27 protein-coding genes are annotated in these 26,035 nt (G+C 59.0%); 20 read left to right on the top strand and 7 right to left on the bottom strand.

The window, feature by feature from the left end:
- Nucleotides 1-5 precede the first annotated feature (5 nt).
- The 4 genes from AC13Q5_RS24440 (at nucleotide 6) to AC13Q5_RS24455 (ending at nucleotide 3,432) form a co-directional block, all read left to right on the top strand.
- Nucleotides 6-197 carry a hypothetical protein gene (locus tag AC13Q5_RS24440; protein WP_075854664.1) on the top strand — a complete coding sequence of 64 codons (192 nt, stop codon included), beginning with the start codon at nucleotides 6-8 and terminating at the stop codon, nucleotides 195-197.
- A 335-nt stretch (nucleotides 198-532) separates the two neighbouring features.
- Nucleotides 533-1,474, top strand: a complete 942-nt coding sequence (locus AC13Q5_RS24445) for a hypothetical protein (protein WP_488503449.1) — start codon at nucleotides 533-535, stop codon at nucleotides 1,472-1,474.
- The gene (locus AC13Q5_RS24450; RefSeq protein ID WP_488503450.1) at nucleotides 1,419-2,264 is read left to right on the top strand and encodes a VOC family protein; all 846 of its coding nucleotides are present in this window, start codon (nucleotides 1,419-1,421) and stop codon (nucleotides 2,262-2,264) included. The genes AC13Q5_RS24445 and AC13Q5_RS24450 overlap by 56 nt, the downstream gene beginning before the upstream one ends.
- A gap of 136 nt (nucleotides 2,265-2,400) precedes the next feature.
- Nucleotides 2,401-3,432, top strand: coding sequence for an NADP-dependent oxidoreductase (locus AC13Q5_RS24455; protein WP_488503451.1), 1,032 nt, complete (start codon nucleotides 2,401-2,403; stop codon nucleotides 3,430-3,432).
- Between the two features lie 41 nt (nucleotides 3,433-3,473).
- Here AC13Q5_RS24455 and AC13Q5_RS24460 read toward each other — a convergent pair whose 3' ends face one another.
- The 4 genes from AC13Q5_RS24460 to AC13Q5_RS24475 form a co-directional block, all read right to left on the bottom strand.
- Nucleotides 3,474-4,826 carry an FAD/NAD(P)-binding protein gene (locus AC13Q5_RS24460; RefSeq protein ID WP_488503452.1) on the bottom strand — a complete coding sequence of 451 codons (1,353 nt, stop codon included), beginning with the start codon at nucleotides 4,824-4,826 and terminating at the stop codon, nucleotides 3,474-3,476.
- A 113-nt stretch (nucleotides 4,827-4,939) separates the two neighbouring features.
- The gene (locus tag AC13Q5_RS24465; RefSeq protein WP_488503453.1) at nucleotides 4,940-6,130 is read right to left on the bottom strand and encodes a cystathionine beta-lyase; all 1,191 of its coding nucleotides are present in this window, start codon (nucleotides 6,128-6,130) and stop codon (nucleotides 4,940-4,942) included.
- Nucleotides 6,127-7,086 carry a PLP-dependent cysteine synthase family protein gene (locus tag AC13Q5_RS24470; protein WP_488503454.1) on the bottom strand — a complete coding sequence of 320 codons (960 nt, stop codon included), beginning with the start codon at nucleotides 7,084-7,086 and terminating at the stop codon, nucleotides 6,127-6,129. Before AC13Q5_RS24470 ends, AC13Q5_RS24465 begins: the two co-directional genes overlap by 4 nt.
- Nucleotides 7,087-7,159: 73 nt before the next feature.
- The gene (locus AC13Q5_RS24475; RefSeq protein ID WP_457882017.1) at nucleotides 7,160-7,300 is read right to left on the bottom strand and encodes a hypothetical protein; all 141 of its coding nucleotides are present in this window, start codon (nucleotides 7,298-7,300) and stop codon (nucleotides 7,160-7,162) included.
- A gap of 392 nt (nucleotides 7,301-7,692) precedes the next feature.
- Here AC13Q5_RS24475 and AC13Q5_RS24480 point away from each other — a divergent pair, with 392 nt between their 5' ends.
- Complete coding sequence (locus AC13Q5_RS24480; protein ID WP_159444803.1) at nucleotides 7,693-8,049, top strand: hypothetical protein; 357 nt, start codon at nucleotides 7,693-7,695, stop codon at nucleotides 8,047-8,049.
- A gap of 171 nt (nucleotides 8,050-8,220) precedes the next feature.
- On the opposite strand, the gene AC13Q5_RS24485 is transcribed toward AC13Q5_RS24480, so the two are convergent.
- Both AC13Q5_RS24485 and AC13Q5_RS24490 read right to left on the bottom strand, forming a co-directional pair.
- Nucleotides 8,221-8,844, bottom strand: coding sequence for a helix-turn-helix domain-containing protein (locus tag AC13Q5_RS24485; RefSeq protein ID WP_075854671.1), 624 nt, complete (start codon nucleotides 8,842-8,844; stop codon nucleotides 8,221-8,223).
- Nucleotides 8,834-9,013 (bottom strand): hypothetical protein, encoded by a 180-nt coding sequence (locus tag AC13Q5_RS24490; RefSeq protein WP_488503455.1) that lies wholly within the window; start codon nucleotides 9,011-9,013, stop codon nucleotides 8,834-8,836. Before AC13Q5_RS24490 ends, AC13Q5_RS24485 begins: the two co-directional genes overlap by 11 nt.
- Nucleotides 9,014-9,489: 476 nt before the next feature.
- On the opposite strand from AC13Q5_RS24490, the gene AC13Q5_RS24495 reads away from it, so the two are divergent.
- The 11 genes from AC13Q5_RS24495 (at nucleotide 9,490) to AC13Q5_RS24545 (ending at nucleotide 21,895) form a co-directional block, all read left to right on the top strand.
- Nucleotides 9,490-10,590, top strand: coding sequence for an LLM class flavin-dependent oxidoreductase (locus AC13Q5_RS24495; protein ID WP_457882018.1), 1,101 nt, complete (start codon nucleotides 9,490-9,492; stop codon nucleotides 10,588-10,590).
- 130 nt (nucleotides 10,591-10,720) lie between these two features.
- Nucleotides 10,721-11,965: an acyl-CoA dehydrogenase family protein gene (locus AC13Q5_RS24500; RefSeq protein ID WP_457882019.1), complete on the top strand. Its 1,245-nt coding sequence runs from the start codon at nucleotides 10,721-10,723 to the stop codon at nucleotides 11,963-11,965.
- Nucleotides 11,962-13,005, top strand: coding sequence for a ketopantoate reductase family protein (locus AC13Q5_RS24505; protein ID WP_488503456.1), 1,044 nt, complete (start codon nucleotides 11,962-11,964; stop codon nucleotides 13,003-13,005). The genes AC13Q5_RS24500 and AC13Q5_RS24505 overlap by 4 nt, the downstream gene beginning before the upstream one ends.
- Before the next feature lie 38 nt (nucleotides 13,006-13,043).
- Nucleotides 13,044-13,616 carry a TetR/AcrR family transcriptional regulator gene (locus AC13Q5_RS24510; protein ID WP_488503457.1) on the top strand — a complete coding sequence of 191 codons (573 nt, stop codon included), beginning with the start codon at nucleotides 13,044-13,046 and terminating at the stop codon, nucleotides 13,614-13,616.
- 25 nt (nucleotides 13,617-13,641) lie between these two features.
- Entirely contained in the window at nucleotides 13,642-14,244 is a 603-nt protein-coding gene (locus AC13Q5_RS24515) for a DsbA family protein (RefSeq protein WP_488503458.1), read from the top strand.
- 465 nt (nucleotides 14,245-14,709) lie between these two features.
- Nucleotides 14,710-16,362: an ABC transporter substrate-binding protein gene (locus AC13Q5_RS24520; protein ID WP_488503459.1), complete on the top strand. Its 1,653-nt coding sequence runs from the start codon at nucleotides 14,710-14,712 to the stop codon at nucleotides 16,360-16,362.
- A 38-nt stretch (nucleotides 16,363-16,400) separates the two neighbouring features.
- On the top strand, nucleotides 16,401-17,411 hold the full coding sequence (locus AC13Q5_RS24525; RefSeq protein WP_075854678.1) for an ABC transporter permease: 1,011 nt from the start codon (nucleotides 16,401-16,403) through the stop codon (nucleotides 17,409-17,411).
- The gene (locus tag AC13Q5_RS24530; protein ID WP_488503460.1) at nucleotides 17,408-18,256 is read left to right on the top strand and encodes an ABC transporter permease; all 849 of its coding nucleotides are present in this window, start codon (nucleotides 17,408-17,410) and stop codon (nucleotides 18,254-18,256) included. The genes AC13Q5_RS24525 and AC13Q5_RS24530 overlap by 4 nt, the downstream gene beginning before the upstream one ends.
- Nucleotides 18,235-19,962, top strand: coding sequence for a dipeptide ABC transporter ATP-binding protein (locus AC13Q5_RS24535; protein ID WP_488503461.1), 1,728 nt, complete (start codon nucleotides 18,235-18,237; stop codon nucleotides 19,960-19,962). The genes AC13Q5_RS24530 and AC13Q5_RS24535 overlap by 22 nt, the downstream gene beginning before the upstream one ends.
- On the top strand, nucleotides 19,959-21,050 hold the full coding sequence (locus tag AC13Q5_RS24540; RefSeq protein ID WP_488503462.1) for an LLM class flavin-dependent oxidoreductase: 1,092 nt from the start codon (nucleotides 19,959-19,961) through the stop codon (nucleotides 21,048-21,050). Before AC13Q5_RS24535 ends, AC13Q5_RS24540 begins: the two co-directional genes overlap by 4 nt.
- A 74-nt stretch (nucleotides 21,051-21,124) precedes the next feature.
- Complete coding sequence (locus AC13Q5_RS24545; RefSeq protein WP_488503463.1) at nucleotides 21,125-21,895, top strand: alpha/beta fold hydrolase; 771 nt, start codon at nucleotides 21,125-21,127, stop codon at nucleotides 21,893-21,895.
- 96 nt (nucleotides 21,896-21,991) lie between these two features.
- On the opposite strand, the gene AC13Q5_RS24550 is transcribed toward AC13Q5_RS24545, so the two are convergent.
- Complete coding sequence (locus AC13Q5_RS24550; protein WP_488503464.1) at nucleotides 21,992-22,387, bottom strand: ArsR/SmtB family transcription factor; 396 nt, start codon at nucleotides 22,385-22,387, stop codon at nucleotides 21,992-21,994.
- A 133-nt stretch (nucleotides 22,388-22,520) separates the two neighbouring features.
- Between AC13Q5_RS24550 and AC13Q5_RS24555 the strand changes: the two genes are divergently transcribed.
- From AC13Q5_RS24555 to AC13Q5_RS24570, 4 genes are read left to right on the top strand one after another with little or no spacing between them, the layout of a single operon-like run.
- A complete protein-coding gene (locus AC13Q5_RS24555) occupies nucleotides 22,521-23,369 on the top strand; it encodes an ABC transporter substrate-binding protein (RefSeq protein WP_488503465.1) in 849 nt (282 codons plus the stop codon).
- 1 nt (nucleotide 23,370) lies between these two features.
- Entirely contained in the window at nucleotides 23,371-24,504 is a 1,134-nt protein-coding gene (locus AC13Q5_RS24560) for an LLM class flavin-dependent oxidoreductase (protein ID WP_488503466.1), read from the top strand.
- Complete coding sequence (locus AC13Q5_RS24565; RefSeq protein WP_083961398.1) at nucleotides 24,497-25,333, top strand: ABC transporter permease subunit; 837 nt, start codon at nucleotides 24,497-24,499, stop codon at nucleotides 25,331-25,333. The genes AC13Q5_RS24560 and AC13Q5_RS24565 overlap by 8 nt, the downstream gene beginning before the upstream one ends.
- Nucleotides 25,330-26,034 carry an ABC transporter ATP-binding protein gene (locus tag AC13Q5_RS24570; protein WP_075854685.1) on the top strand — a complete coding sequence of 235 codons (705 nt, stop codon included), beginning with the start codon at nucleotides 25,330-25,332 and terminating at the stop codon, nucleotides 26,032-26,034. The genes AC13Q5_RS24565 and AC13Q5_RS24570 overlap by 4 nt, the downstream gene beginning before the upstream one ends.
- Nucleotide 26,035: the final 1 nt, after the last annotated feature.

Genomic DNA, 26,035 nt, shown 5'->3' on the forward strand with positions numbered 1-26,035 from the left:
GTATCATGGGCAGGCTGCATCATTTCTTTCGCCTCTCGGCACAACGCGACGAGATAGAGACAAGGCTGCTCGCTCAGGAATATCGGGCGCTCATTCTCGATGATCTTGTCGATGATGGTACTAGCCATGAGCTGCAATCGAAATGCGCCGAACTATCTCATGAGATCGGTTCGCATCGACGCCGGCATTACCGTTGATTAAGAAAATCCTGTCCGATACATATTCATGAGCAGCCACGGATACTCTTCCTCCTATCGACCTTGCAGTCCTGCAACCGACCCTCATCGGTTTGCGAACATGGTTGCTGATGTGATCGCTAAAATCGCGACCTTCCGGATGCGACAATCGTTATCCAGCTCAGCAATAAAAAGGGACTAAGCGGGCCGTTAAGAGCTGCATGAAGCGGTAACAGCACCTACCGGCGCGTCTTCATTGGCAGCGAAAGCACAAGATCGACACCAAAACCAAATGCAGCAATCGACGGGGAACATGGCAGATGCCTTATAGAATGTACATCAGGAACACTTTCTCCATGGCTCTTAGGCTCGGCGCAGCAATCGTTCTGGGCGTCGCCATGCCGATGGTCTTTCACAATACGGCGGCAGCAGGCCAGAAGGTGCTTTTATCCTATGAGGCGACGCCTTCCTCCGGCTTCAACCTGCCGGGGCTTGCTCGCGCAAGCTACGACGATCGTGCGGCGTTCTCGGCGCAAGTGCTAAAGCAGATCATACCGCAAATCATATCGGCAAACGGCATCGATCCGGCGACCTTGGAGACGGAGGTCACGCCCGGCGGCTATCTGCTGAAAACCAATGCGTCGCTTCAAACGGAGGGCGAGCTCGACGATATCACCGCCGATCGGCTGGCCGGCTCGCTTGGCTATGTCTTTCGTCAATACAGCGTGCTCGTCTCTCGCCTCGACGATACGTCGGGCAAGACCGGCTTTGTCATTGTCCAGTTTCCCGAAAACACCCTCAACGCCGCCGTCGCGCAGAAATTCTTCGAGGCGGCCGACGCGACGAAGAAGGGGCTGGGCGGCGGCTACACCGCATTCGGAGATGAGCAGATCTACCTCAACGTAACGAATTCCGAAGGCAAGCCCTATAGCGGCCTTGATGACGACGCCTTCCTGGATGGCCTGAAACAGACGGCTGCGTCTTTTCATGCTCCGAAGCCCGAAATCGCCGCATCCGGCAAGGCGACCGCCCGCTTTATCGGCAATGACTGGGACAAATCCGGAGGTGGTGAAGACTACTTAGGCCAGCTCGGCGGCCCCCATTCCGCCTTGGTGGAAAAACTCGAGACGATTGGCAAGGACTACGCATCTCTCGTCGCGACAACAGCCGAAAAGAATGGGTGGAACCACGATTTGACCTATCTCCATGCCCTAACCTATCTCTATGCCGGGAGCCCCACATATGGCCGTTACTGCCCAACCTCTCATCCTCGATCACGCGGTCGTTGGCGTCCTTGACCGGCTGGACGAGGCAGCCGCTGTCTATCGCAAACTCGGCTTTGCATTGACCCCACGGGGCTACCATACGCTGGGCTCCATCAATCATCTTGCCGTGTTCGGTGAGAACTATCTGGAGTTGCTCGGATTTCCGCCTGACAGTAACGAGAAACGCGCCGATCTCTGGTCTTATCCGACCGGTTTGAACGGGCTTGCCTTTCGAACCGCCGACGCAGCCAGCCTGCAACGCGAATTGGGCGAAGCCGGCAAACCCGTCACCGAATGGCGTGATTTCTCGCGCCCCGTCGACGTGGGAGGTACGCAGAAGTCAGCCAGTTTCCGCACCTTTCAGATCGGCAAGGAGGCGATTTCCAACGGCCGCTTCTTCTTTTGCCAGCACAATACGCCAGACCTGGTATGGCAACCGCGCGACCAGAGCCATCCCAACGGTGTGCTCGATATCGTCGACGTCTTTATCGTCAGCCGCGCTCCCCAGACGCTAATCGAACTGCTAGGCGGATTTGCCAATACCGTTGCTCCTGAAATCACCAGGGACGGCATTGCAATTCACACCGGCATCGTCACACTTCATATTCTGTCCGAGGCTAACGCGACTTCCCGGTTCGGCTTAGCCATTCCGGCAAGCTTTGACGGCAACGAAAGAAAAGTGGCGCTGGGACTGAAAGTGCGATCGCTTCAGGTGACGGCAGACGTCCTGGCGCAAGGGGGCCTTTCATCTCGTCCCTTCGAGGGTGGCCTGCTGGTCGATGCCGATGCCGCCAATGGAGTCGCGCTGTGGTTCAAGGAGTGAAAGAGCCGAAGCGCATACGCGACGCCGGCGCGCAAACAATACGGCAGGAGCTTCCGAACGACTGCAATTGAGATGCCGGTTCCGGCATTGCGGTCATTCAGCGCTTCGATATCGAAATCAATGCAAGGAACGCGACATGGCCAATCAGCCCGTCACCACCCGCATCGTGCTTGCCTCCCGTCCCGTTGGAAAACCGGTGACGGCAAACTTCCGACTTGAACGGGAAACATTGCGGGATCTCGACGAAGGCGAGGTTCTTCTGCAAATCCTTTATCTTTCCCTCGACCCCTATATGCGGGGTCGGATGGACGACGCGAAATCCTATGCCGCGCCGGTCGAAATTGGCGGCGTGATGGAAGGAGGAACCGTCGCGCGCGTCGCCAAATCACGCAATACGGCATTCACGCCAGGAGACATTGTTCTCTCCCATTCCGGCTGGCAGAGCCATGCGATCTCAGACGGCGCGGGATTGCGCAAGCTTGACCCGGATGCAGCACCGATCTCGACGGCACTCGGCATTCTGGGAATGCCGGGCTTTACCGCCTATGCGGGGCTGCGCAATATCGCACGACCCAAAGCCGGAGAGACATTGGTCGTTGCCGCAGCAAGCGGCGCGGTCGGCTCAGCCGTCGGGCAGATCGGCAAGATCTTTGGTGCAAGGGTGGTCGGGATCGCAGGCGGCCCGGACAAGTGCCGCTATATCCACGACGAACTCGGCTTCGATGCCGCAATCGATCACCGGGCCGACGACTTTCAAACCCAGCTCGCGTCGGCTTGTCCGAACGGCATCGACATTTACTTCGAAAATGTCGGTGGCCACGTCTGGAGCGCCGTGTTTCCACTGCTGAACGATTTCGCGCGCGTGCCGATCTGTGGACTGATCGCACACTATAACGAGGATCAGTCCACTTCGCGCGGATCAGACCAACTGCCCGCGGTGATGCGCGCCATCCTGAGAAAGAGCCTGACCATCCGGGGTTTCATACAGCGCGAATTCGCCGATCAGCGTCCCGATTTCTATCGCGAAGCCGGAAAATGGATTTCCGAGGGGCGCCTCAGGTACAAGGAGGACATCGTGGACGGGCTCGAAAACGCTCCGGACGCTTTCCTTGGGCTGCTGGAAGGGCAAAACTTCGGTAAACTGATCGTGCGTGTCGCACAGAGCTGACAGCGATCAGCACGCCACCGAAGCCGGCTGTCTCGGCTCCTTCAGCGCAATCTGCCAGCAATGGCCTGGGCGACGTTTCTTGCCTGCACGCGGATATCCGGCACGGCGGTAATTTCCCAGAATTGGCCCGCAGTCAGTGCGCCAACGGCATAAATGACGGCATCGTTGCCGCTCGAACCAGGAACGCGCGAGCGAGCGTCGACCGTCAACCCAAGACGAAGCGGGTCTGCGTTGATCAGGCCCTTGCGCTGCATTTCCTGCAGCAATGGGGAATGCGCGATGCCTGCCCGTTCCATGCCAGTGCAGTTCACGATCCAATCCGCCTCAATCCATGCGGCGAGGCTTCCGCCGCGAGGCCGGTAATGCAATGCCAAAGCCCCCGCCTCCTCCACATTCTGCAGGTAGCCGGCTCGGACGGAAACCTGGCCGCTTTGCATCATCGTTTCGAATCTCCGGAAGACGTCCGGTGCAACACGGTGACGATGGACGTTCCACCATGGCAACGCATGACGTAAAAAGCGGCGACGCTCGAGTTCGGGCAATCTCGACCAGAGCGCTTGCGTTTTAGGGCGCAACCCATCCATGACGCTGCGCCAGTCGCCCGCATCCTTGCTTTTGCGACGGAGAACGTGCAGGAGTTCGCTCATCCGCGTGGGCAACGCACCGACATCGATCTCCGCCGCCGGCTTCGCATGACTGGCATGATCGAGCGGAACGAGGCCGCGTCGTGACAGCACGACTATCTTGCCCATGAAGCCGTGGGCGGACAGTGCCAAAACCTGGTCGATCATCGTCAGTCCGGAACCGAGGATACAGATCGTATCGATCTTACCCACCCGCCTCAGCCATGACAGCCGCCAAGGATTTTCGATGATGTGGGAGCGTGCGCCAGCGGATAGTCGGGAAACATCAAACGGCAATTGCGCATTTCCAACGCCGAGACAGAGCACGATGCTTCGGCCGGCGATCTCATTGCCATTGTCCAATAAAAAACCGAGTGCGGAACCGTAACGTTCGACGCATCCCGTCGCCTTCGCCTTGATGAAATCGACCCGGCAGCGGCCCTTCCTGTTGCGCAACAGGGCAGCCAAGCTATCTCGAATGTAGAGGCCATAATCCTGTCTGGAGGCGAAATCTCCCGCGTCCAGTGGTCGCTTGCGTTCCCGCAACCATTCGACAAAGGCGTTCGGGCGGTCCGGAAAAAGGCTCATGCGACCGGCCGGCACATTCAGGCGGTGCAGATAGAGTTCTGTCCGATAGGCAGTCCCGCGACCAAATCCGGGATCGTCGCCGACAATGGCGATCGATGCCGTTTCAGGGAGTAGCTCCACGAGATTGCAGACGGTGGAGATGGCGGAAAAACCAGAACCCACGACAACGGCATCATAGATCATCGCTTGCCTCCTCTACGTTCCGACGCGCAGAATGAACAACCGACGCCGCCTCATTTCATCTAGGCGATGGGAACGGATTTTATAGACCCCGTCTCTTGAGCAAGACGTACTAGCTAGACCGTTGATGAGATTGCGAAGGCACGTTCGAGGTCAGCGATAAGATCTTCGACATCCTCCAGCCCGATCTGAAGGCGGATGACCGGTCCTTCCGTGGGCACCTGCGCAATGCGACGATCACTGAGATCGACGCGCAGCGCCAGGCTCTGATATCCACCCCAGGAGTAGCCGAGACCGAACAGCGAAAGCCCATCGAGAAACCTTTCCGCCTTCAGCTTGAAATCCTCTCCTCGACCGGCTGCGAGCACAAAGGAAAACACACCGCCGGCTCCCTTGAAGTCACGCCGCCAAAGCGCGTGTCCAGGAAAGCTTTCCAGAGCCGGATAGAGAACGCGAACCACATCGTTCCGTCCCTCCAGCCATTTTGCAACGGCAAGACTGCCTGCTTGATGCCGCTCCAACCGAACGCCCATGGTGCGCAGTCCACGAAGAACCTGATACGCATCGTCCGGCGTACCGCAAAAGCCAAGCGCGCCATTGGCACGTTTCAACGTTGGCCAATGCTTGGCATTTGCCGAAATCGTACCCATCAGCACATCGGCATGGCCGGCTGGATATTTTGTCGAAGCCTGGATAGACACGTCGACGCCAGCATCAAGGGGTCTGAAGAAAAGCGGTGTCGCCCAGGTATTGTCCATGGTAACAATCGCGTCATGCCGATGAGCGACTTCGACGATCGCGGGAATGTCCTGCATCTCAAACGTGTTTGATCCAGGCGCTTCCGTATGAACCAGTTTCGTGTTGGCCCTAAAAAGCGCCTCGATATCCCGGCCAATCGAAGGGTCATAATACTCAACATCGACGCCGAAACGCGAAAGCATCGTATCGCAAAACTGCCGGACATTGCCGTAGACGGAATCGACGATCAGTGCGTGGTCTCCGCGCGACAGATACGCCAGCAGCGCGGTCGTAACGGCGGCAAGGCCGGACGGGACCAGGATCGTGCCGGCCGCCCCTTCGAGTTCATTGATCGCATCGCAAAGCGCGTCCGTGGTCGGCGTGCCTCGCGTCGCATAGGTGTATTTCTGCCCGTTGCGATCCATCGTTTGCGCATCCGGAAACAGAACCGTCGATGCATGAACCTTCGGTGGATTGATGAAGCCATGATAGTCGAAGGGATCGTAGCCTGCGCGTACAAGCTGGGTATTGGGACCTGCCGGGTTAGTCGGATCATTGCCCCTGGTCATTGTGTCTGCTCCGTCGAAATCGATAAGTAGCGCTCACCGGTATCGGGCAAGATGGCGACGATGACCTTGCCGGCATTCTCGGGCCGGGCGGCCAACTGCGTTGCCGCCCATAGAACCGCCCCCGACGATGTTCCCGCGAATATCCCCTCCTCCGCAGCAAGCGCATGCGCCGTCGCGCGAGCATCGGCAGTGCTGAGAGCGATGATTTCATCGGCGATCGTCGTATCGAAATTGCGCGGCAGCTGCTCCGGCGAGACTTCGCTCACCTTGTGGACACCATCGATCTCATCAGGATAGGGAGCGTCCTCAGTGGGCAGCGACTCTGCCGCCGGCTCCGCAATCACAACCTTCAAATCAGCCTTTTGCGATTTCAGGAACCTGCCTGCTCCAGAGATCGTGCCGCCAGTGCCGACACCGGCAACGAAGATGTCGACCGCGCCATCCGTGTCACGCCAGATTTCCGGGCCTGTCGTTTCAAAATGTGTCTGCGGATTTGCGGGATTGGACAATTGATCGGTGAAGAATGCCGTCGGGTTCTCCTCGCGTATGCGTGCCGAGATTTTGTCCAGTGCTTCGGGATCAAGGAAGAACTCGTTTTGCACCGTAACGATCTCGGCGCCGAAGTGCCGCAGGAGCTTCACCTTATCCCGGCTGATATTGTCACTCAGGTAGAATTTCGTGCGATAGCCGCGCGATGCCGCCACCGCCGCCAGGCCTATCCCGGTATTGCCGCTCGTCACGTCGACGATGAGATCTCCTTGCCGCAGCCTTCCCTCATCTTCCGCCTGCCTGACAAGGCCCCAGGCGATCCGATCCTTCACGCTGCCCGCCGGATTGAAATATTCGATCTTCGCAACGATACGGGCACCGAGCGCCCGGCTCCGGCGATAGTTATGGAGTTCAAGCAGTGGCGTATTGCCGATCAGCTCCGAGAAGCTTTGATAGATTTTCGTCACGCGATACTTCTCCGATATCCGGCAAGCAGGAGCAAAGATCGAGAGGGAGGCGCGAAATTACGCCCCGGCCCCTTCACGCTGTGCGCAGCAATAGAAGCAGTGACAGGAGGAGCGTGAGGCCGACAAGAGCCAACTGTGCAATCGTCCAGGATCCGAGACCCACTGGGCGACGCGTTTGCGTTGTGAGCGAGGCGAGGTAGAGAACAGTATCCATGCGAGCTCCTGATTCCGGCGTCGGCCGCGCACTGAGCCGTTAAACGGCATCGCGGTGGCAAACGCCCATCCAATGCCGAGACATTATCCACAAATCCAGTAGATTAAAGGAATAGGTTTCTGCCGTTACCGCTCGAATCGGCAAAATGAATTTCTTCGCCTTAATATCCAGGTCGGAATCATCACGCCCCGGACCGATGCTGGCGCCTGGAGGCATCTGCTATAATGGATAAATCTCTGCAATAACAACGATACCGATCAAACAAACAGAGACATCTCTATTCTATTGGAGGAAAGAATATTAAAATAATTTTTTGCATTGAACGGGAAAATTAGTTGGCATAACTCAACTTTCATCGAAGGCCAGAACACGGCCGATTTCGGGAGATGACGATGATGAACCCTGCAATGAACATGATGCCGATGATGAACCCCATGATGAGCAACATGCCGATGATGGGCGCGATGCCAATGATGAATCCCATGATGAACCCGATGATGGGTTCCATGATGGGCGGCATGCCGATGATGAATCCGATGATGATGCCCATGATGCAGATGATGATGGGCAAGATGACCTGCAAGATGACGCCGAAGGGCATGGTCTGCGAGATGATGCCGATGGAAGGCATGGACAAGGACATGTTTATGGAATGCTGCAAGCGCATGATGTCCATGATGTCCTCGGGCATGCCGATGATGATGATGTGCGGCAACATGATGATGTGCTGCATGATGGAAGCTGCCTGATATTATCAGGCAGATACGAGCACAAAAGCGGCTCACCGCTCAAACATATCACGCAGAACTGTGCCGCGGCTTTGCGTGATATGCACGAAAGCAATAACCTGAAGCGCAGGAGCGAATCTTAGGAGATCGCGACTGCTTCAGGGATTACCTCTTCATTCGCATGGCGCAAACTCAGCCGCGAACTTCCTCGACATAAGTGGTGACGAGATAGAGCACTGCCTCGTTGCCGGTCATGTTGCGATAGCTGTGGGCAACATCCGCCTCGAATATGATGGCATCGCCTTCGCCAAGGATCTGCGGCGCATGTCTGCCGGCAACGACCTCCACCGTACCGCGCGACACGACGAGATTTTCAACGGTGCCAGACCGATGCGGTTCTGCGGTTTCAGTATGGTGGGGAGCAATTCGCAGCTCGTAGAACTCAACCTTACGCTCGCTCTCATAAGGGAAAAGCGCCCTGGTCTGAAAGCGCCCTTCGGATGCGGAAAGGACCTTTGCTTTCGCGTGCGTCAGCACATGGAGGGTGGCTTCATGCGGCTCGGCGATCAATGAACCACAGGATACTTCGAGGGCAGCCGCGATTTTCCACAGGATAGCGACCGTGGGACTGCTCTTGCCGGTTTCAATCTGCCCGAGCATGGCCCTGCTGACGCCCGATATCTTGGCCAGCCGATCCAGCGAATAGCCCCGCCGTGTTCTCAGACGCCGCAGATTTTGGCCGGTCAACGTCGAGATTTCGTCGATTGCCTCTGCCCTGGAGACCAGATGCAGCGGCCCGCCCAGTTCAGCTGCCATAGGTTTGATTGCCGAACGGCATCACGGGAATAAAGCCGACGAAGGGCACCCACATCAGAAACGGCTGGGCCGGCCAAGTTGCGCCGGCAGACGACACCACCGCTGAGGTTTTCTCGCGGGCATCGCGATAGGCCTGGAAATCAATGATATTGGCAGCCTGACGGGACATTCTAGTTCCTCAAATCTAACATGATAAATCTACTATTTCACTGCACTACTGTGGAGAGAGCCGTACCCAATCTTGGCAAGAGCGGCGGAATGTTTTTGCAAAAGGGCGCGTTTGCGACGAAAGGCCTGCCCGAGAAACGGTCGATCAAGTGGTTGTTGATCCTCCTGTTGCCAGGCAGGTCCCATTCGCGCCGCCGCGGCTGCAGCAATCGCACTCCAGCGCGCTTCATGCGCTCATTGAGAATGGCAAAGTCCGCACTGCACGCGACAGATTTCCCGAACCCCAGCGGCGCAGGATCTCTAACGACGGCTATCTGTCGAAACCTCAAAGGAGACCTCAGCTTCTCGGTTGGCCGGATTCAAAGCATAAATATTCTACAAATTTTATAGAAAAAGAACGACCTGTCTTTCTGCAGCATTCCGGCGACGTTAGCATCCTGTCCACAATCCGGTGAAGCAAACCATAGGGACATAGACATGCCGACCGAATTCATCAGCGTCACCTTTCCAAATGCCTCGACCGAGCTCAACCCTCTCGAAAATCCCGCGCTCGACCCACAATTCATCGAGCGCTATGCCCGTTCGCTCGATGATTATGGCTTCAACTACACCCTCATTCCCTATGACAGCGCGTCCTTCGACCCCTTTACCATCGGCGCGACCGTGGCGGCGCACACCAAGAACATCAAGATCATCATCGCCCTTCGTCCGAATACGATCTATCCAACGGTCGCTGCGAAATCGCTGGCGACGCTCGATCAGCTGAGCGGCGGGCGGGTGGTTGTCCATTTCATTGCCGGCGGGAGCGATGAAGAACAGGCCAAGGAAGGCGACTTCCTCGACAAGCATCAGCGTTATGAACGGCAGGAGGAGTATATCCGCATTCTGCGACGCGTCTGGCAGTCGAGCGAACCCTTTGACTTCGATGGCCGCTACTATCAATTCAAGCAGTTCCACAGCCGCGTGCGTCCAGTGAACGGCACCATCCCGGTGTCGGTCGGCGGCTCATCGGACGACGCCTATCGCATCGGCGGCGAGCTTGCCGATATCTTCGGCCTGTGGGGTGAGCCGCTGGCCGAAACCAAGCAGCAAATCGACCGGATCCATGCAGAAGCCGCCCGCGCCGGTCGCAAGGATCGTCCGCGGATCTGGGTGACGTTCCGTCCGATTGTCGCAGAGACGGATGAGCTTGCCTGGGCCAAGGCGCATCGCACCCTCGACCTTTTGAAGGAAAATCGCGCAAAAGGCCTTGGCAAGGTGCCGCCAACCGCGCCTTCTCCGCAGAATGCCGGCTCGCAGCGCCTGCTTGAAATCGCCTCGCGCGGCGATGTGCATGATCGGGCTCTTTGGTACCCGACGGTGACGGCGACCAATGCGCGCGGTGCCTCCACCGCCCTGGTAGGCTCGCCAAGAACGATTGCGGATTCCATTCTCGATTACGTCGATCTCGGCGCGGATCTGATCTCGATCAGAGGCTATGACAACCTCAACGACGCCATCGACTACGGCCGCTATATTCTGCCGCTCGTCAGGGCGGATCTGGCGGAGCGAGAAGCACCGCGTCAAGCGGTCGCCTGACCGCCGCATTGTCATGCATCAACAAATGAAATTTGGCGAACGCCATTCGGTTTGTGTTTGCAAAGACAGGCCATCGCGCGGCAAAGCCCGCGCATGGCGCCGCTCACTGCTTCAAAAAGGCTGATGCAAAGTGTCCTATAGCACCAACGATCTGGCGGATGTGACCCGCAAGCTTGCTGCCGCAGCTGTGTCGGCAGATGAATCCGGCGCCTTCCCCTGGGCCGGCATCGAGGCCGTCCATGCCGCGGGCCTTCTCGAAAGCACGGTGGCACCACGGTTCGGCGGGAATGGTGCGGGTATTGCCGATGTCGGACGTATCCTCGCAGCTCTTGGGCGCGGCGATCCTTCGGTCGCTCTGATTAGCGCGATGACCATATTCACCCATCTCGGACAGGCCGCGGGCAGCAAATGGCCTGAGCCGCTTTATCGACGTTTGCTCGACGACGCGCGCGATCGTCCGATCCTGCTGAATGCGGCACGGGTCGAGCCCGACCTCGGTTCTCCCGCCCGGGGCGGGCTTCCCGACACATTGGCGCGCCGAACCGCCGGCGGATGGGCGATCTCTGGGCGCAAGCGTTTCGTTACCGGCGCGCTCGGCCTGACCCATTTCCTCGTCTGGGCGCGCACCGATGAAACACCGCAACGCGTCGGCACCTTCGTCGTTCCGTCGCAACGCCCCGGCATCACGGTGATCGAAAACTGGAAAAGCCTGGGAATGCGGGCCAGCGGCTCGCACGATGTCGAGTTCAAAGATGTCGAGGTGCCGCTCGAAGACGTCCTCGATCTGGTCGACACCTCCGTCGGCACGCAGGACAATCGTGCCCATGCTGCTGCTTCCGTCGCGCTGACCGCCATATATCTTGGAGCCGCGGAAGCGGCCCAGGAGGCATTCATCCGCTTCGGTCATGAACGGATCCCCGCCAATCTCGGCGTTCCGATCGCAAAAACCGAAAGGTTCATTTCCGCAGCCGGCGAGATCGACCTGCTCGTGGGCGGCGCAAGACAGATCCTGTTCAACGCGCTCGACCATTCGCTGGATGAAGCGGAAACACTCATCAGGGCGCGCCTTCTTGCGGCACGCAACATACGCGACGCGGTTCAACTCGCCGTGCGCACGCTTGGCAATCCCGGCCTCAACGGTGATCTCGGGATCGAGCGGCATTTCCGCGATATCCAATCGGTTCTTGTCCACGCGCCCCAGGAAGACACTTCTCTTTCCATTCTCGGGCGCTCGGCATGTGACAGATGGAGCCGCAAGACAGAAGAGCAGCCGCATCTTTTCACAGGGGAAAGGGCACACGCTGCACCCCCCGCCCCCCGGCAAGCAGGCGACACACGAGAGCTCGTGAATGCCGTTTCAGGAAGGCGAGCATGACGCGCTACGTCATCATCGGAGCAGGTGCCGTGGGCGCCAGCCTTGCCGCGCAGTTTGAGCTTTCGGGTGTCGACTACGCCCTTGTCGGACGCGGCGCCCAGATCAGGCACATCATCGATCACGGCCTCGCCTACCATCGGCCTGCCGGCATGAGGCGGCTGCGCCTGAACGCCTTCGATACGGCAGAGCCGCCATCACTGCGGCAGTCCGATATCCTGCTGCTGACGGTAAAATCGCAAGATGCCGCCGAAACCCTCGCTTTTTGGGCCTGGCGGCCAATCGACCATTCTCAGGGACTGACAACCTCCGCCCTGCCGATCGTCACATTTCAAAATGGCCTGGCCACGGAAGCGACAGCTCTTAGACTTTTTTCGAATGTCTACGGCGCCAGCATCCTGACGCCCGCCCGCTTTACGGAAACCGGCCATGTCGTGGTCGGAGGCGATCCGCAGGTGGCGATCGTGACCGTCGGTCGTTATCCGCACGGCACCGATGAGACGGCAGCCAAGATCGTCCTGGATCTTAGACGATCGGATTACATCGCCGAGACAACAAGCGATATCAAGCGATGGAAGGCGGCGAAGCTGCTTCACAATGTGCGCAATGTGCTGGAGCTTTTCGACGGAGCGGACGCCGAACGAACGGCATTCGGCACAGCCCTTGTCCAGGAAGCCGAGACGGTTTTGAAGGCGGCAGGCCATGCCTTGGCATCACCCTTGGAACGGACCGTCAGTATCGCGCACTGGAAGATCGCCGAAAACTCCGGCATTCGGCCCGGCCAGCAATCGACCTGGCAGAGTTTCACGCGCGGCGCTTCAAGTGAAGTCGACTATCTGAATGGAGAAATCACTCTTCTCGGGCGTCTGCATGGGGTAGCGACGCCCTATAACCGTGCTGCCCAGGAAATTGCCGGATCGACGGCGCAAAAAGGTGGCTTCACGGCGCTCCTTCCTTTCGCTAGTCTGCGCCGGCTTGCCGAGAACTACCTGTCTTTCTCTACCCCTACCCCTTCGAGGCCGAAAGCACATCAGACGGGCTAGTCCCGAGATCATGCAATGACGGCATCCGGACCGACGCAATGAAAATATCAGATCATATCCTGACCACCGCCGGCACCCTTTTCTACAAGGAAGGCATTCGCGCTGTCGGTATCGACCGCATCGTCGACGAAGCCAATGTTGCAAAAGCCACACTCTACCGGCACTTTCCGTCCAAGGATCATCTTGTCGCGGCCTATCTGACCGACCGTCACGAACGCGTCCTTCTTCAACTGAGAGAGGTCACATCCACTGTGACGCTACAGCCGCGTGATCAGATCGCCCTGATTTTCGAACGCCTGTTCGAAAAGGCCGACAGCCCGGAGTTTCGCGGCTGCGCCTTCGCATTGGCGGTCGCTGAGCACGGTGATTCCGAACGGGTCGTTTCCATCGCTCGCGAGCATAAGAATGCCGTGCGCGATATCTTCCGTTCCGTCATGTCGGCCGCAAGGTGTCCGACCGAACAGGCTGCCGCGCACATGTCGCTGCTTTACGAAGGGGCGCTGGCGACGGTTGCCGTCGGCCGTGATCCCCATGCTGTTCTGGTGGCGCGCGATTGCGCGCTGTCCGTCTTCGATATGGCGACGACAGCGACCTTTAAAGCTACTGCATAATTCATCCCGTCAGGAGAAATGCCTTATGACCAAAACCATTGATTACTTCTTCGGGATCGGATCGCCATGGGCCTATATAGGCCTCGATGCGTTTGTCGAACTCGCTGCGCGATCCGGCGCTGAAATCCGTCCCTATCTCATTCCGCTGATCGTCGAAAATGGCGCGATCTATTCGCGCGATCGCCCCGACGCGCGCCGCGCCTATTGGCTGAAGGATCTCCGGCGCTGGGCCGCTCTTCGCGGCAAGCAGCTCGACTTTACGAATCGGTCGGCGCTGTCCGACCCGACGCCTGCGGGCTTTCTCGTTTTGGCCGCTCAGCTCGAAGGGCAGGATTGGCCCGGCCTCGCCCGCGCGCTACAGCATGCTTTCTGGGGCACCGCCGCGGATATCGGCAATCCCGATGTGCGAAAGGCGATTGCCGACGCCGCAGGCTTTGACGGTGAAGCGCTCGAGGCGCGCGCGGCGCGCGCCGATATCTCCGAACTCTGGAACAACAATCGCGACATTGCCAAGGAGGCGGGCGTCTTCGGCCTTCCGACCTTCCGCTACGAAGGCGAGCTCTATTGGGGGCAGGACAGCCTCCCCTTCCTGGAGCGTCATCTAAATGGTGAGAAGCTGGTGGCCTGACAGGCCGCCAAAAGACTTCAGGCCGAACGGGCCTGAAGTCTGTACCATTCTTTGCCATATCGGAGATGGCAGCGACGATTCCGTATTTGCCATCGGGCCAGAAGGCCAAATATTTTCACGCAAGGCATCGGGAGCTTGTAATTGCTCCAGGGATCGACCGGCAAACTTGCACGGGTCGAGGCGGAATGATTTGCCGGCAAACTACCGCCGGCGCGGATCGTCGAGATCCCTTGTTCAAAATCGATCCTGATAAGAACGGCACCGAGGCGCTGAACACCAACGAGGGTTAAGCCAGCAAATCCCTCACCAAGCCGCCTGAAAAATGCTGATCCCCGCACAAGACCAAACCCGACAAAATAATCCATAAATTTAGTAGAAAAAGAACAACCAGTCTTTCTCCTTTTGGCTCGACCTGAATAGGCTTTGCTTCAGATTTCGCGGAACCCGAACCATCAGGATTTCTCCATGACCGAACGCCTTTTCTCGCTGTCTCTTTCCCGACGCCGTCTGCTGATCACCACTTCGGCCGTGGCGACGGGCGCCCTGGTTGCGATGGCGGGTCTCACACCGGCGCATAGTGCCGGTGAGCCGGCCAATGGCGGCGACATCACCTTCCTCATCGATTCATTGGGCGACAGCTGGATACCGAACAACAGCGCGATTTCCAGTTTTCAGGGTCACATCTGGGGTCACGTAACCGACAAGCTCGTCTACGTGGACGCTGACGGCAAGGTCAGCCCCTGGATTGCGGAGCGTTGGGAGCAGAACGACAGTGCCACCGAGTTCACCCTCCATCTCAAGAGTGGCGTGACCTTTTCGGACGGCACACCTCTTGATGCGTCTGCCACGGTTGCCAACCTCGACATCTGGTATGCCGGACGCAAGAAGGAAAGCATCAATCCGATTGGGCTCTTCCCGAAGACCTACGATCACGCCGAGGCGGTTGACGCAACCACCGTAAAGGTCTTCTTCAAAAAGCCGACGCTCGGCTTCATTCCGACCCTGGGCTATCACGGCTCCATTCTGATCTCTCCCAAGACCATCGCACAGCCGGCCGCGCAGCAAGCCAATCTCAGCAAGACCTCCGGCAGCGGACCTTATGTGGTCGATTCCTGGAAGGAAGGCGACTTCGTCAAGCTCACCAAACGCAAGGATTACAACTGGGGGCCGGCGGCCGTTGGTCATACTGGTCCGGCCTATCTCGATACGATCACCTACAAGTTGGTGTCCGAACCGTCACTGCGCGTCGCCGCGGTCCAGTCCGGCCAGGCAGACATTGCCTATAACGCCTCGCCGCAGGAACTGACGTCACTCAAGCAGGACGGCTTTACCATCGCGACACCACGTTATCTCGGCTTCGTCAACGGCTGGGCGATCAATACGAAACTCGCGCCTTACGATGACGTCAAGGTACGCCAGGCCTTGCAGGCCGGCATCAATCGCCAGGAAATCATCGATACGGTCTATACGCCCGACTGGAAGCTCGCGACGTCATTCATTCAGAGCAACGTCCCCGGAGCGACCGATCACGGCGACCTTTTGGCCTATAATCCCGACAGGGCCGAGAAACTCCTCGACGAGGCGGGCTGGATCAAGGGGGCCGACGGCATACGCGCCAAGGACGGCAAGCAGCTGTCATTGACGCTCAACTCCAACCCCTACCTCGTAACCTCGAAGTCGATCGACGAACTCATCGCCCAGCAGCTCGGCAAGATCGGTTGGAAGGTCGATATCCGGGCCTATGACGTCGTGACATACGGTCAGAAGGTTCAATATGGCGGTGCCGGTGTGCCAGCCTACGAGGTGACGCGCAGCTTCATCGACGCCGGTACCGTTGCAAGCATCCTGACCGACGCCAATAACGGCGAGAACTGGTTCGCACTCGGAGAGAGCGACAAGAAGATCAACGAACTGCGCGACAAGATCGCCAGTGCAGGTTCTCTCGAAATCAGAAATCCGCTGCTGGACGAGCTTCAGAAATATGTTCTTGAGCAGGGCTATTTCATTCCACGCACGCAGATGGTCCAGCGCATCTATGTCCAGTCACCAAAGCTGAAGGGCGAGATATACAACGGCGTCGCCTATGCCAGCTACTACACGGCCACGATCAGTGACTAACCCACAGCACAGCCAAGGAGCGCAAGGAGATGACCGGCATGAACAATGCCTATCTTAGCTATGCCACAAAGCGCCTCGTCCAGGCCGTCATTGTCATCCTGCTGGCCTATGTCTTCACCTTCATCGTCGTCAGCGTTCTGCCGGGCGATCCCGTTACCAACGTTCTGCGCAACCCGCAAAACGGCTTCAGCGAGGCGGAGATCCAGGAAATCATTGCCGCCCAGGGCCTCGACAAGCCGGTTCTCGTGCAATTGTCGACATCGCTTTCCCACTTCCTCATCGGCGACTTCGGTTTGTCGATGCGAACCAACCGTGCCGTGACGACCATGATCGCCGAGGTGCTGCCCTCGACGCTCGTTCTCGCCCTTGTCGGTCTGGTCGTCGCACTGATCCTGGCGACCGCAATTTCCTACGGCACTCAGTTCCTGCCAAAAAGGTTTGGCCAGGGCTTGCTGCGAGGCTTCCCGTCCCTGTTCCTGTCCGTGCCGAACTTTGTGATAGGGCTGGTGCTGATCCACATCTTCGGCTTCCAGCTCGGTCTCTTCCGTGTGATTAACCCGGACAGCTTCTGGGCAACCTTTTTCGCGGCGATCGCGCTCGGCATTCCCATCTCGGCGCAGATCGCCGAGGTGCTCATCGCCAACCTCGATCACGAAACCGGGCAGGAATATGCCGCCGTTGCGCGCAGCCGCGGCCTCGGCCAGCTGCAGCTTTTTGCCAGGCATCTCCTCAAGCCGTCTTCGCTTCCGGTCATCACCGTCGTCGCGCTGACGATCGGCGAACTGCTCGGCGGCTCGCTCATCACCGAGGCGGTGTTCGGACGCAACGGCGTCGGCAGCCTGGTGCAGCGCTCGGTCAGCACCCAGGATCTGCCCGTACTGCAGGCGATCGTATCGCTCGCGGCGATAGTTTTCGTGCTGGTCAACCTGATCGCCGATCTTGTCTACCCGCTGCTCGACCCACGCGTAAAGGTGCTCGGCCGTGCCGCGCATCGACCCGTCACCTCTGATGGGGGTTCCGCGGGAATTTCGAAGTCGGTGCTGTCATGAGCCTGATCTCGACCAACACCTCCTCGCGCCTCACCACGGGCAGCCGGTTTGCCGGTTTCCGATTGCCGGCTGCCGTCGCGCTCTCGTTTGCGATCGTGGCGATCGTGATTGCCTGGTCGCTCGCACCTGGCCTGTTCACGAGCCACAATCCGGCGGTGGGCATTCCCTCTCAGAAACTGCTCGGCCCGAGCGCCGAACACTGGTTCGGAACCGATCAGCTAGGCCGTGATCTCTACACCCGCGTCGTCTATGGCTCTGCCTCTTCGGTCAGGAGCGCACTGATCGCCGTCGTCATCGGTGCGGTCGCTGGTGGCTTCATCGGCCTCAACGCCGGCTTCTTCGGCGGTCGTGTGGACACGGTACTTGCCCGCCTGGTCGACGTCCTGCTTGCAATTCCGAAATTCCTGCTTGCTGTCATCGTCGTCACAGCAATCGGCTTCGATACCACGAATGCCGCGATCGCCACCGGCATCTCGTCAGTGGCCGTCTTTGCCCGCGTCATGCGCTCGGAAGTCATCAAGACGAGGCAGGCGACCTTCATCGAGGCTTCTTTTCTTTCCGGAGGCTCGCGCTGGCACATCCTCTGGCGGCACATATTACCGAACGCATCCCGTTCCGTGCTTCCGCTTGCCGTGCTGCAGTTCGGCGACTCGATCCTGGTGATCGCCAGCCTCGCCTTCCTCGGCTACGGCGATCCACCGCCGGCCTCCGACTGGGGTTTGCTGATTTCAATTGGCAAGGATTACCTGAAATGGCCGTGGCTGGTTTACGCACCCGCCTTCGTCACGATCGCGACCGTCCTCTCTGTGAACAGGATCAGCCGATGGCTTCGCAAGATAGACTAGACATATCTCTCGACCGCGCTGGCGAGCATGCGCGGATAGCGCAGCGGTCAACGCCATTGCTTCAGGTAGACGGTCTGTCCGTTTCCTACGGGCCGAATGAGGTCGTCAGCAATGTCGGCTTCGAACTTGGGCGCGGCAAGAGCCTTGCGCTCATCGGGGAATCGGGCTCGGGCAAGTCGACCATTGCGCGCGCGGTATTGCGATTGCTTCCTCGCACGGGACAGGCGACCGGCCGCATTACGATCGAGGGCCAGGACATACTGCAGCTCTCCGAGCGCCGCTTTCGCCAGCTTAGAGGCCGGACTATCGGCTTCGTGCCGCAGGACCCGGGAAACGCGCTCAACCCGGTGCGGACAATCGGTGCGCAGGCGATGGAAGCCGCAGCCCTTGTCGACGAGCCGAGCAAGGCAATCCGCAAGGCGCTTGTGTTAGAGACGTTCGCCCAGGTCGGGCTGGACAATCCCCAACGTGTCTATGATTCCTATCCGCACCAACTGTCCGGCGGCATGCTTCAACGCGTCCTGATCGGCCTTGCGGTCCTGCCGCGGCCGCTGCTGCTGGTCGCGGATGAGCCGACCTCTGCGCTTGACGTCACGATCCAGAAGCGAATCCTCGACCTGCTCTCACGACTACAGCAGGATCTCGCCATCAGCCTGCTGCTCATCACCCATGATCTCGCTATCGCGGCCGAACGGGCAAACTCGCTGGTGGTGCTCAGGGATGGCGTCGTTCAGGAGGCCGGCAGCACCGCAGCGGTTTTCTCGTCGCCGACATCGGCATATGCAAAAGAGCTGCATGCCGATGTTCCAGCTCTTAATCCCGACCGTTACCACAAGCTTCGAGACCCTGGCTTTCGTTTCCTTGATGTCGACAACAACAAGGCACCGAAGATCGAAGTCAGGGGTATCACCAAGAGCTTCACGGTCGACGGCAAGGTTCTGACGGCCGTCGATGACGTCTCCTTTACCGTTCCGGCAGGCACCACGCACGCGCTGGTCGGCGAGTCCGGTTCCGGCAAGACGACGACGATCCGGCTGCTGCTTGGGCTCGATCAGCCGGACGCCGGCAATATTTCGGTCGCCGGAGAAAAACTGAACGGTCGCTCGCACCAGTCACTGCGTTCGGTGTGGCGCCAGCTTCAATTCGTCTATCAAAATCCGTTCACCTCGCTCGATCCAACCTGGAAGGTCGAACAGCTCGTGCGCGAACCACTCGACAGGTTCGACATTGGAACGCGTGTTGAGCGGACGGAACGAGTCCGCGAGGCATTGGCCAATGTCGGGCTTGGCGAGCACCTGCTTTCACGCAAGCCGCAGGCCCTGTCAGGCGGTCAGCGGCAGCGCGTTGCAATTGCCCGGTCGCTGGTTCTAAAGCCGGAGGTGATCGTGCTTGACGAGCCGACCTCGGCACTTGACGTCAGTGTCCAGGCCGACATCGTCGAAGTATTGCTCTCGCTGCAGGCAAGCCTTGGCCTGACCTATGTATTCGTCTCCCATGATTTGGCCCTCGTACGCCAGCTCGCGCATACCGTGTCCGTCATGCAACGTGGGCGCATCGTCGAACACGGTAACGTCAAGGACATCTTCGACAAGCCACACGAGCCCTACACGGTGTCGTTGCTGGAATCGATCCCAACCGCCACAGGTACTGTTCGAGTACCACCCGCAAAAATCCGCCGGATCATTAGCCAGGAAACGATCGCATGAGTATCGCTGCCCCTGCCAATACGCTGCCCGCGACGTTCCGCCCGAAGCAGCGGCTTGGCTTCAACACCCGCGTGTCGTTCAACGATAAGGCCGGTCCGGCGCAGGGACTGCGCGACGGGATAGAACTGTTCAAGGCAGCCGAACGGCTGGGCTATCAGTCGGGCTGGGCCTACCAGCGCCACTTCGATCACTATTTGTCCTCGCCGATCCCGTTCTTCGCCGCAGCCGGCCAGCATACAAGTCATATCACGCTGGGATCGGCTGTCATCCCGATGCGCTACCAGGACCCGATCCTGCTTGCCGAGGCGGCTGGTACGGCCGACCTGCTCATCGGCGAAAGGCTTGAGCTTGCCATCTCCACCGGCGCCAACGCTGCGTTTGACGCGGTATTCGGCTCGGTCGACACCGATACCCGAACGGAGGCCAAACGCCGCCAGGCGCGTTTTCTTGCAGCAATCGCCGGCGAGGTTCTTCACACCATCGATGGTCCGGGCCAGGGCGCCCCGGAGGGCACCGAGCTGCGCGTGACCCCTCATAGTCCGACGTTGCGCTCCCGGATACGGCAGGGTTCGGCGAGCCTTGCCTCAGCCGTGCAAGCAGCCGAACTCGGGATCGGGCTCATCTCGGGAACCGTGCAGCACGACCATGCTGAGGGCGAGAGCTTCGGTCAGTACCAGGCCCGCGCCATCGAAGCCTTCCGCACGACATGGCGCCAAAAGCACGACACCGAGCCGCCGCCGGTTACCGTCGCAGCATCGATCCTGGTTGGCACCACCGCCGAACTACGGGAGAAATACGCCGCCTACGACCTTGAGCGCCGAACCAAGGGCATCGGGGCGTCCCGGCCCAGTGGCGCCCTTGAACCAACAGCGCCGGCCATTCAGCCACCGGGCATCCAGATTTCTCCAGTCTTCCACGGCACTCCCGACCAGGTGATCGAGGCGGTACTCAAGGACCCGGGCTTGGCGGCTGCAGACGAAATTGTCCTTTTCCTGCCGCCCGCCTTCGGGCTTGCGGAGAACGTACGGCTATTGACTGATCTTGCACAGACGGTGGCTCCAAGCCTCGGCTGGTCGCCCAGCACGTGACGACCTATTTGGGGATGGCGAGAGGCTGATCCTCCGCCTCTTCTGTTTCCGCACAGCGTATCTTGGAGGCCATCATGCATTCCTTTACGATCGAGCGTCCGGGTGCCGAGATGCGATACTCCGAATATGAAGGAGCCGGCATTCCTCTCCTGATGCTCCACGGCCTCGGCTGTGCGTCATCATTCGAGTATCCTCATGTCGCCGCTGCACCCGCCTTACGTGGAAGGCACCTTATTCTTATCGATCTACTCGGCTTTGGCTTCAGTGATCGCCCTGAAGGTTTCGGATATCGCATCCACGACCATGCGCTGCAGGTTCATAGCTTCGTACAGAAACGGGGTTTCCGGCAGATCGATATCTACGGGCACAGCATGGGTGGCTCCATCGCCATAGAAGCAGCAGAGCTGCTTGGAGACAAGGTCAGGAATCTTGTCATTTCCGAAGCCAACCTTGACAGCGGCGGCGGAATATTCAGCCGAGCGATCGCAGCTTCCAGTGAAGCGGATTATGTCAACACCGGCCATTTCGCGACTCTGATTGAAGCTCAGCAGGCGGGAAATGAGGCGTGGGCTGCAATGATGCGCGCTGCATCTGCGCTCGCAGTTCACCGCTGCGCCACGTCGCTTGTCGAGGGAAGTTCCCCAGATTGGCGCTCTCGGTTTCTTGGTCATTCATCTCGGAAGACTTTTATCTTTGGGGATCATAGTTTGCCGGATCCAGACGCTGAGTTTCTGGCGTCCAACGGCATTCAGGTATACATCGTGGCAGACGCGGGCCATTCGATGGCGGTAGAAAATCCGCAGGGGCTGGCAATGGCGATAGCCCAAGCAACGCTAGACACCTGACCTGCGGAGAAAACATGCCGCACGATCCAGCGATGCAATAAGCTCCAAGCCTTGATGGAACGAATTGAGATCTTCCCTTGGCTAAGACCGAAGCATTTACGCCATCTCCGCCGTATTGCCGGCTTCAAACTGAGCTCCCCGCCATATGGCGGAGGCTTCCGAATCGGCAAACAGCAATCGCAAATGAGCGATGAGCTGGCCCGCACGTGGATCGGCCAGACGGTAGACAACCGCCTTCTTGAGCCGCGTCCCCACGATGATTCCAGCATCCCGCAGTTCCCCGATTTGTTGTGAAAGCGTCGGCTGGTGGACATCGAGAATTTCCTCCAGCTCGCCTACCGTCCTTGCACCCTCCATGAGCACGCACAGGACTGCCAGCCGCACCGGATTCGCCATAGCTTTCATGAAATCCGAGGCCGCACCAATGGCGCGGCATTTGACCTTGGGCTCATGCGGTTTGCGTTGGCGGCCTTTGTCGTCTTCAGTCTTCATAATTCGTTTCGGGCCTTGCGTTTGGCGAGAATAGTTTTCTCTGTTTCACCGAATTTTCAGCGTCGAATTTCTCGCCACCAATTCTCTACTCATTATATAAATTTATATAACAACTGGCAACGAGGTAAATCTCTTGGCTTTCAGGATTGGCCACCATCCGAACAATCTGCATCTTCATCTGGCGTCCCTCTGGCCTGGGGCGTTTGCTGCCATGAACCCGGAATTCATCAGCTATCAGGAAGGGCGCGAAACGGCAGAAAAGCTTGTTCGCGGCGAATTCGATATTGGCGGAACAGGGTCCACGCCGCCCATCCTTGCTGCGGCATCAGGGCTTTCGGTTTCCTATGTCGCGGCTTCGGCACCCCGCCCTGCCAATGGTGCGATTCTGGTGACAAAGACCTCCGACATCGAAAGCGTTATCGATCTCAAAGGCGAGGTGGTCGCCCTGGTCGACGGCTCCTTTCTGACTTACTTTCTTGCCAAGCAGCTCGGGGAGGCCGGCCTGACGCTGGGCGATGTCCAGCGCCGCGACATGCCGCCCGTGTCGTCACGGGATGCGTTGAAGGACGGAACCGTCAAGGCTTGGGTCGCCATGGCGCCCCATCTCGAGCAGGCGCTGCTCAGCGGCGAGTTCCGTGTGCTTGCTCATTGCGGCGACCTTATTCCGAACCGTTCCCTGTTCTGGACCATTCGGGAACGACGCCTGTCGAAGGCGATAGCGATCGACTTTGCAGGCGAGCTGAAGCGGCTCGGCAAGGAAATAGCAGCTGATCCGGAAAAGGCAGCCTCACTCCTTTCGAAAGATGGAGACGAAACAGAACGGCGGGCCTGGACGCGTATCGTTTCGAGCAGGAATTGGCAGGTGAGTGCCACCGATGCCATGCTTCTTCGTGAGCAGCAGGCGGAGGCCAACACGCTTTTCGAGCATGGCGATCTGCCGGCCAGACTGACAATAGAGACGACAAGCGACAAAGAGATCTGAAATGAACGTACTCTGGTACATGTGCGCGCCGGATGGTGCCTATCCATGGAAAGCCGAAGGCTCGCGCACGATCAACTACGGCTACTACAAGCAGCTCGCGCAGGCCTATGATCATCTGGGCTTTACTGGCGCCTTGTTTGCAACCGGTGCCCACGACGTCTGGCCACTTGCCGGCGCGCTCCTTCCTTATACGGAGCGGATGAAATTTCTCATAGCATTCCATCCAGGCCTCATCGCCCCGACGCTCCTGGCCAAAATGGCTGCGACCTTCCAGGAGTTCTCGAACGGCCGGCTGATGCTGAATGTCGTCTCCGGGGACGCCAAGATGCTCGGCGCCTATGGCATGATGCTGCCGCACGACGAACGCTATCTAATGGCAGATGAATATCTGACTATCTGGCACCGGCTGATGGCCGGCGAGAGCGTTACCCATAAGGGTAAGTATTTTCAGACGGAAGGTGCAAAGCTCGCACTCCCCGCCGGCACGGGCATCAAGCCGCCGCCGTTGTGGTTCGGCGGTTCGTCCGACAGCGCGATCGAGGTCGCTGCCAAGCACGTCGAGACCTATCTCTCATGGGGCGAGACCCCGGAGCAGATGGGAGACAAAGTTGCCAAGGTGAAGCTTCGCGCCGAAGCTCACGGCCGATCGCTCAACTATGGTATCCGCCTCTATGTCATCGTCCGCCGGACGGACGAGAAAGCCTGGGAGGCGGCGGCAGATCTATACGCGCAAATGGACGAAGCCGCGATTGCGGCCAACCAGCGTTTCGTTTCCAATACGGATTCCGTCGGCCAGCAGCGAATGAGCGCGATGCATGGCGGCATCAAGCCCGCCAATCTGCGCGACCTGGAAATCTCTCCCAATCTATGGGCCGGAATAGGATTGGTACGCCCCGGGCCAGGCACCGCAATCGTTGGCTCGCCGGATACCGTGGTCCGCACGCTGGAGGCCTATCAGAAAGTTGGTGTCGACACCTTCATCCTCTCCGGCATGCCGCTTCTGGAGGAGGCCTACCGCTTCGGCGAACTCGTTCTGCCACGGCTTCCCGTTGAGCGCGCATCGCCAGAACGCAAGCATTTCACCTGGTCGACACTGTTCGATCGCGACCTTGGCGGAAAGCCCGCGCATGGCTGAAATTTCGACGACAGATCGAGACATCTCCCGCCGCCTCAATAGCTCACCCCCGCATCGATCGGCTAATAAAGGATTGGCGCGATTTGCGACCCGCCTCGTCTCGCCGGTCGCAATCATCATTGTCTGGCAGATCGCCAGCATGACGGGACTTCTGTCACCGCACACCCTTGCCTCGCCCGGCGAAATCCTTGGCGCAGCAGATCGATTGATCATGTCGGGCGAACTGATAACAGGCCTCGCAATCTCTTTCTTGCGCGTCTTGCTCGGCTTTTCCATTGCCTTCGTCGCCGGCGTCGCGCTGGCGCTTGCGGCAGGCCTCTCCAGGCTTGGGGAATCCGCCATCGACCCTCCGCTTCAGATGCTGAAGGCCATGCCGTTTCTCGGTCTTTTGCCCCTCTTCATCCTGTGGTTCGGTATCGGCGAAGCGCCGAAGATCGGCCTGGTCGCGTTCGGCGCTGTCTTCCCGATCTATCTGACCCTGCACGGCGGCATTCGCGGTATTGACCGGAAACTCGTCGAAGCCGGCCGCACGCTCGGTCTCGATACATCGGGCATTATCCGCCATATCATCATCCCCGGCGCGCTGCCCTCCCTTCTGATCGGCGTTCGATATGGCCTCAGTGTTGCTTGGTTGAGCCTCGTGGTCGGCGAACAGATCAACGCGTCCAGCGGCATCGGCTACATCATCACCTACGCCCGGGACTTCCTGCAGACGGATGTCATCGTGGTCTGCCTTATGGTCTATGCCATTATGGGGCTGGTAACGGATGGGTTCGTCCGGCTGATCGAAGCCTATGCGCTACGCTGGCGCCCTCAGGTGATCGCATGACGGCGCTGGTCGATATTCGTGGCCTTACGCGCTCCTTCGGCGGTCCGGCAATCCTTAGCGGCATCGATCTGACGATCGCGAAGGGCGAATTCGTTGCCCTGCTCGGCCGCAGCGGCTCGGGTAAGTCCACTTTGCTGCGCGTGCTTGCCGGCCTGGATGATGCGCCGGCTCAGCAATTGCAGCTCCCCCGCCGTCGTTCGGTCGTGTTTCAGGAGCCGAGACTGATGCCGTGGAAAACCGTGATCGACAACATCACGCTTGGCGTCAAACGTCAGGATGCACGCTCCATTGCAGAGCAAGCACTCGAGGATGTCGGCCTTTCGCATCGGCGGAACGCCTGGCCACTCACCCTCTCTGGAGGCGAGGCTCAGCGTGCGGCCCTCGCCCGCGCGCTCGTGCGCGAGCCCGAACTCCTGCTGCTGGACGAGCCTTTCGCTGCCCTCGATGCGTTAACGCGCATGCGCATGCATGGGCTGGTGTTCGATCTCTGGCAAAAGCATAAGCCTGCAGTGCTGCTGGTCACCCACGACATCGGAGAGGCCATCACCCTCGCTGACCGCATCCTGGTGCTCGAAAATGGTCGTTTCACCAAGGAGATACTCGTGACCCTCGACCATCCTCGACAGCGCAACGGCCCGGAAGCCAGTCGCATTGAAGCCGAGCTTCTAACAGAGCTCGGCGTAGAACCTTCACATGCCTGAA

The organism is Martinezella sp. CNPSo 3964, from assembly GCF_057784375.1.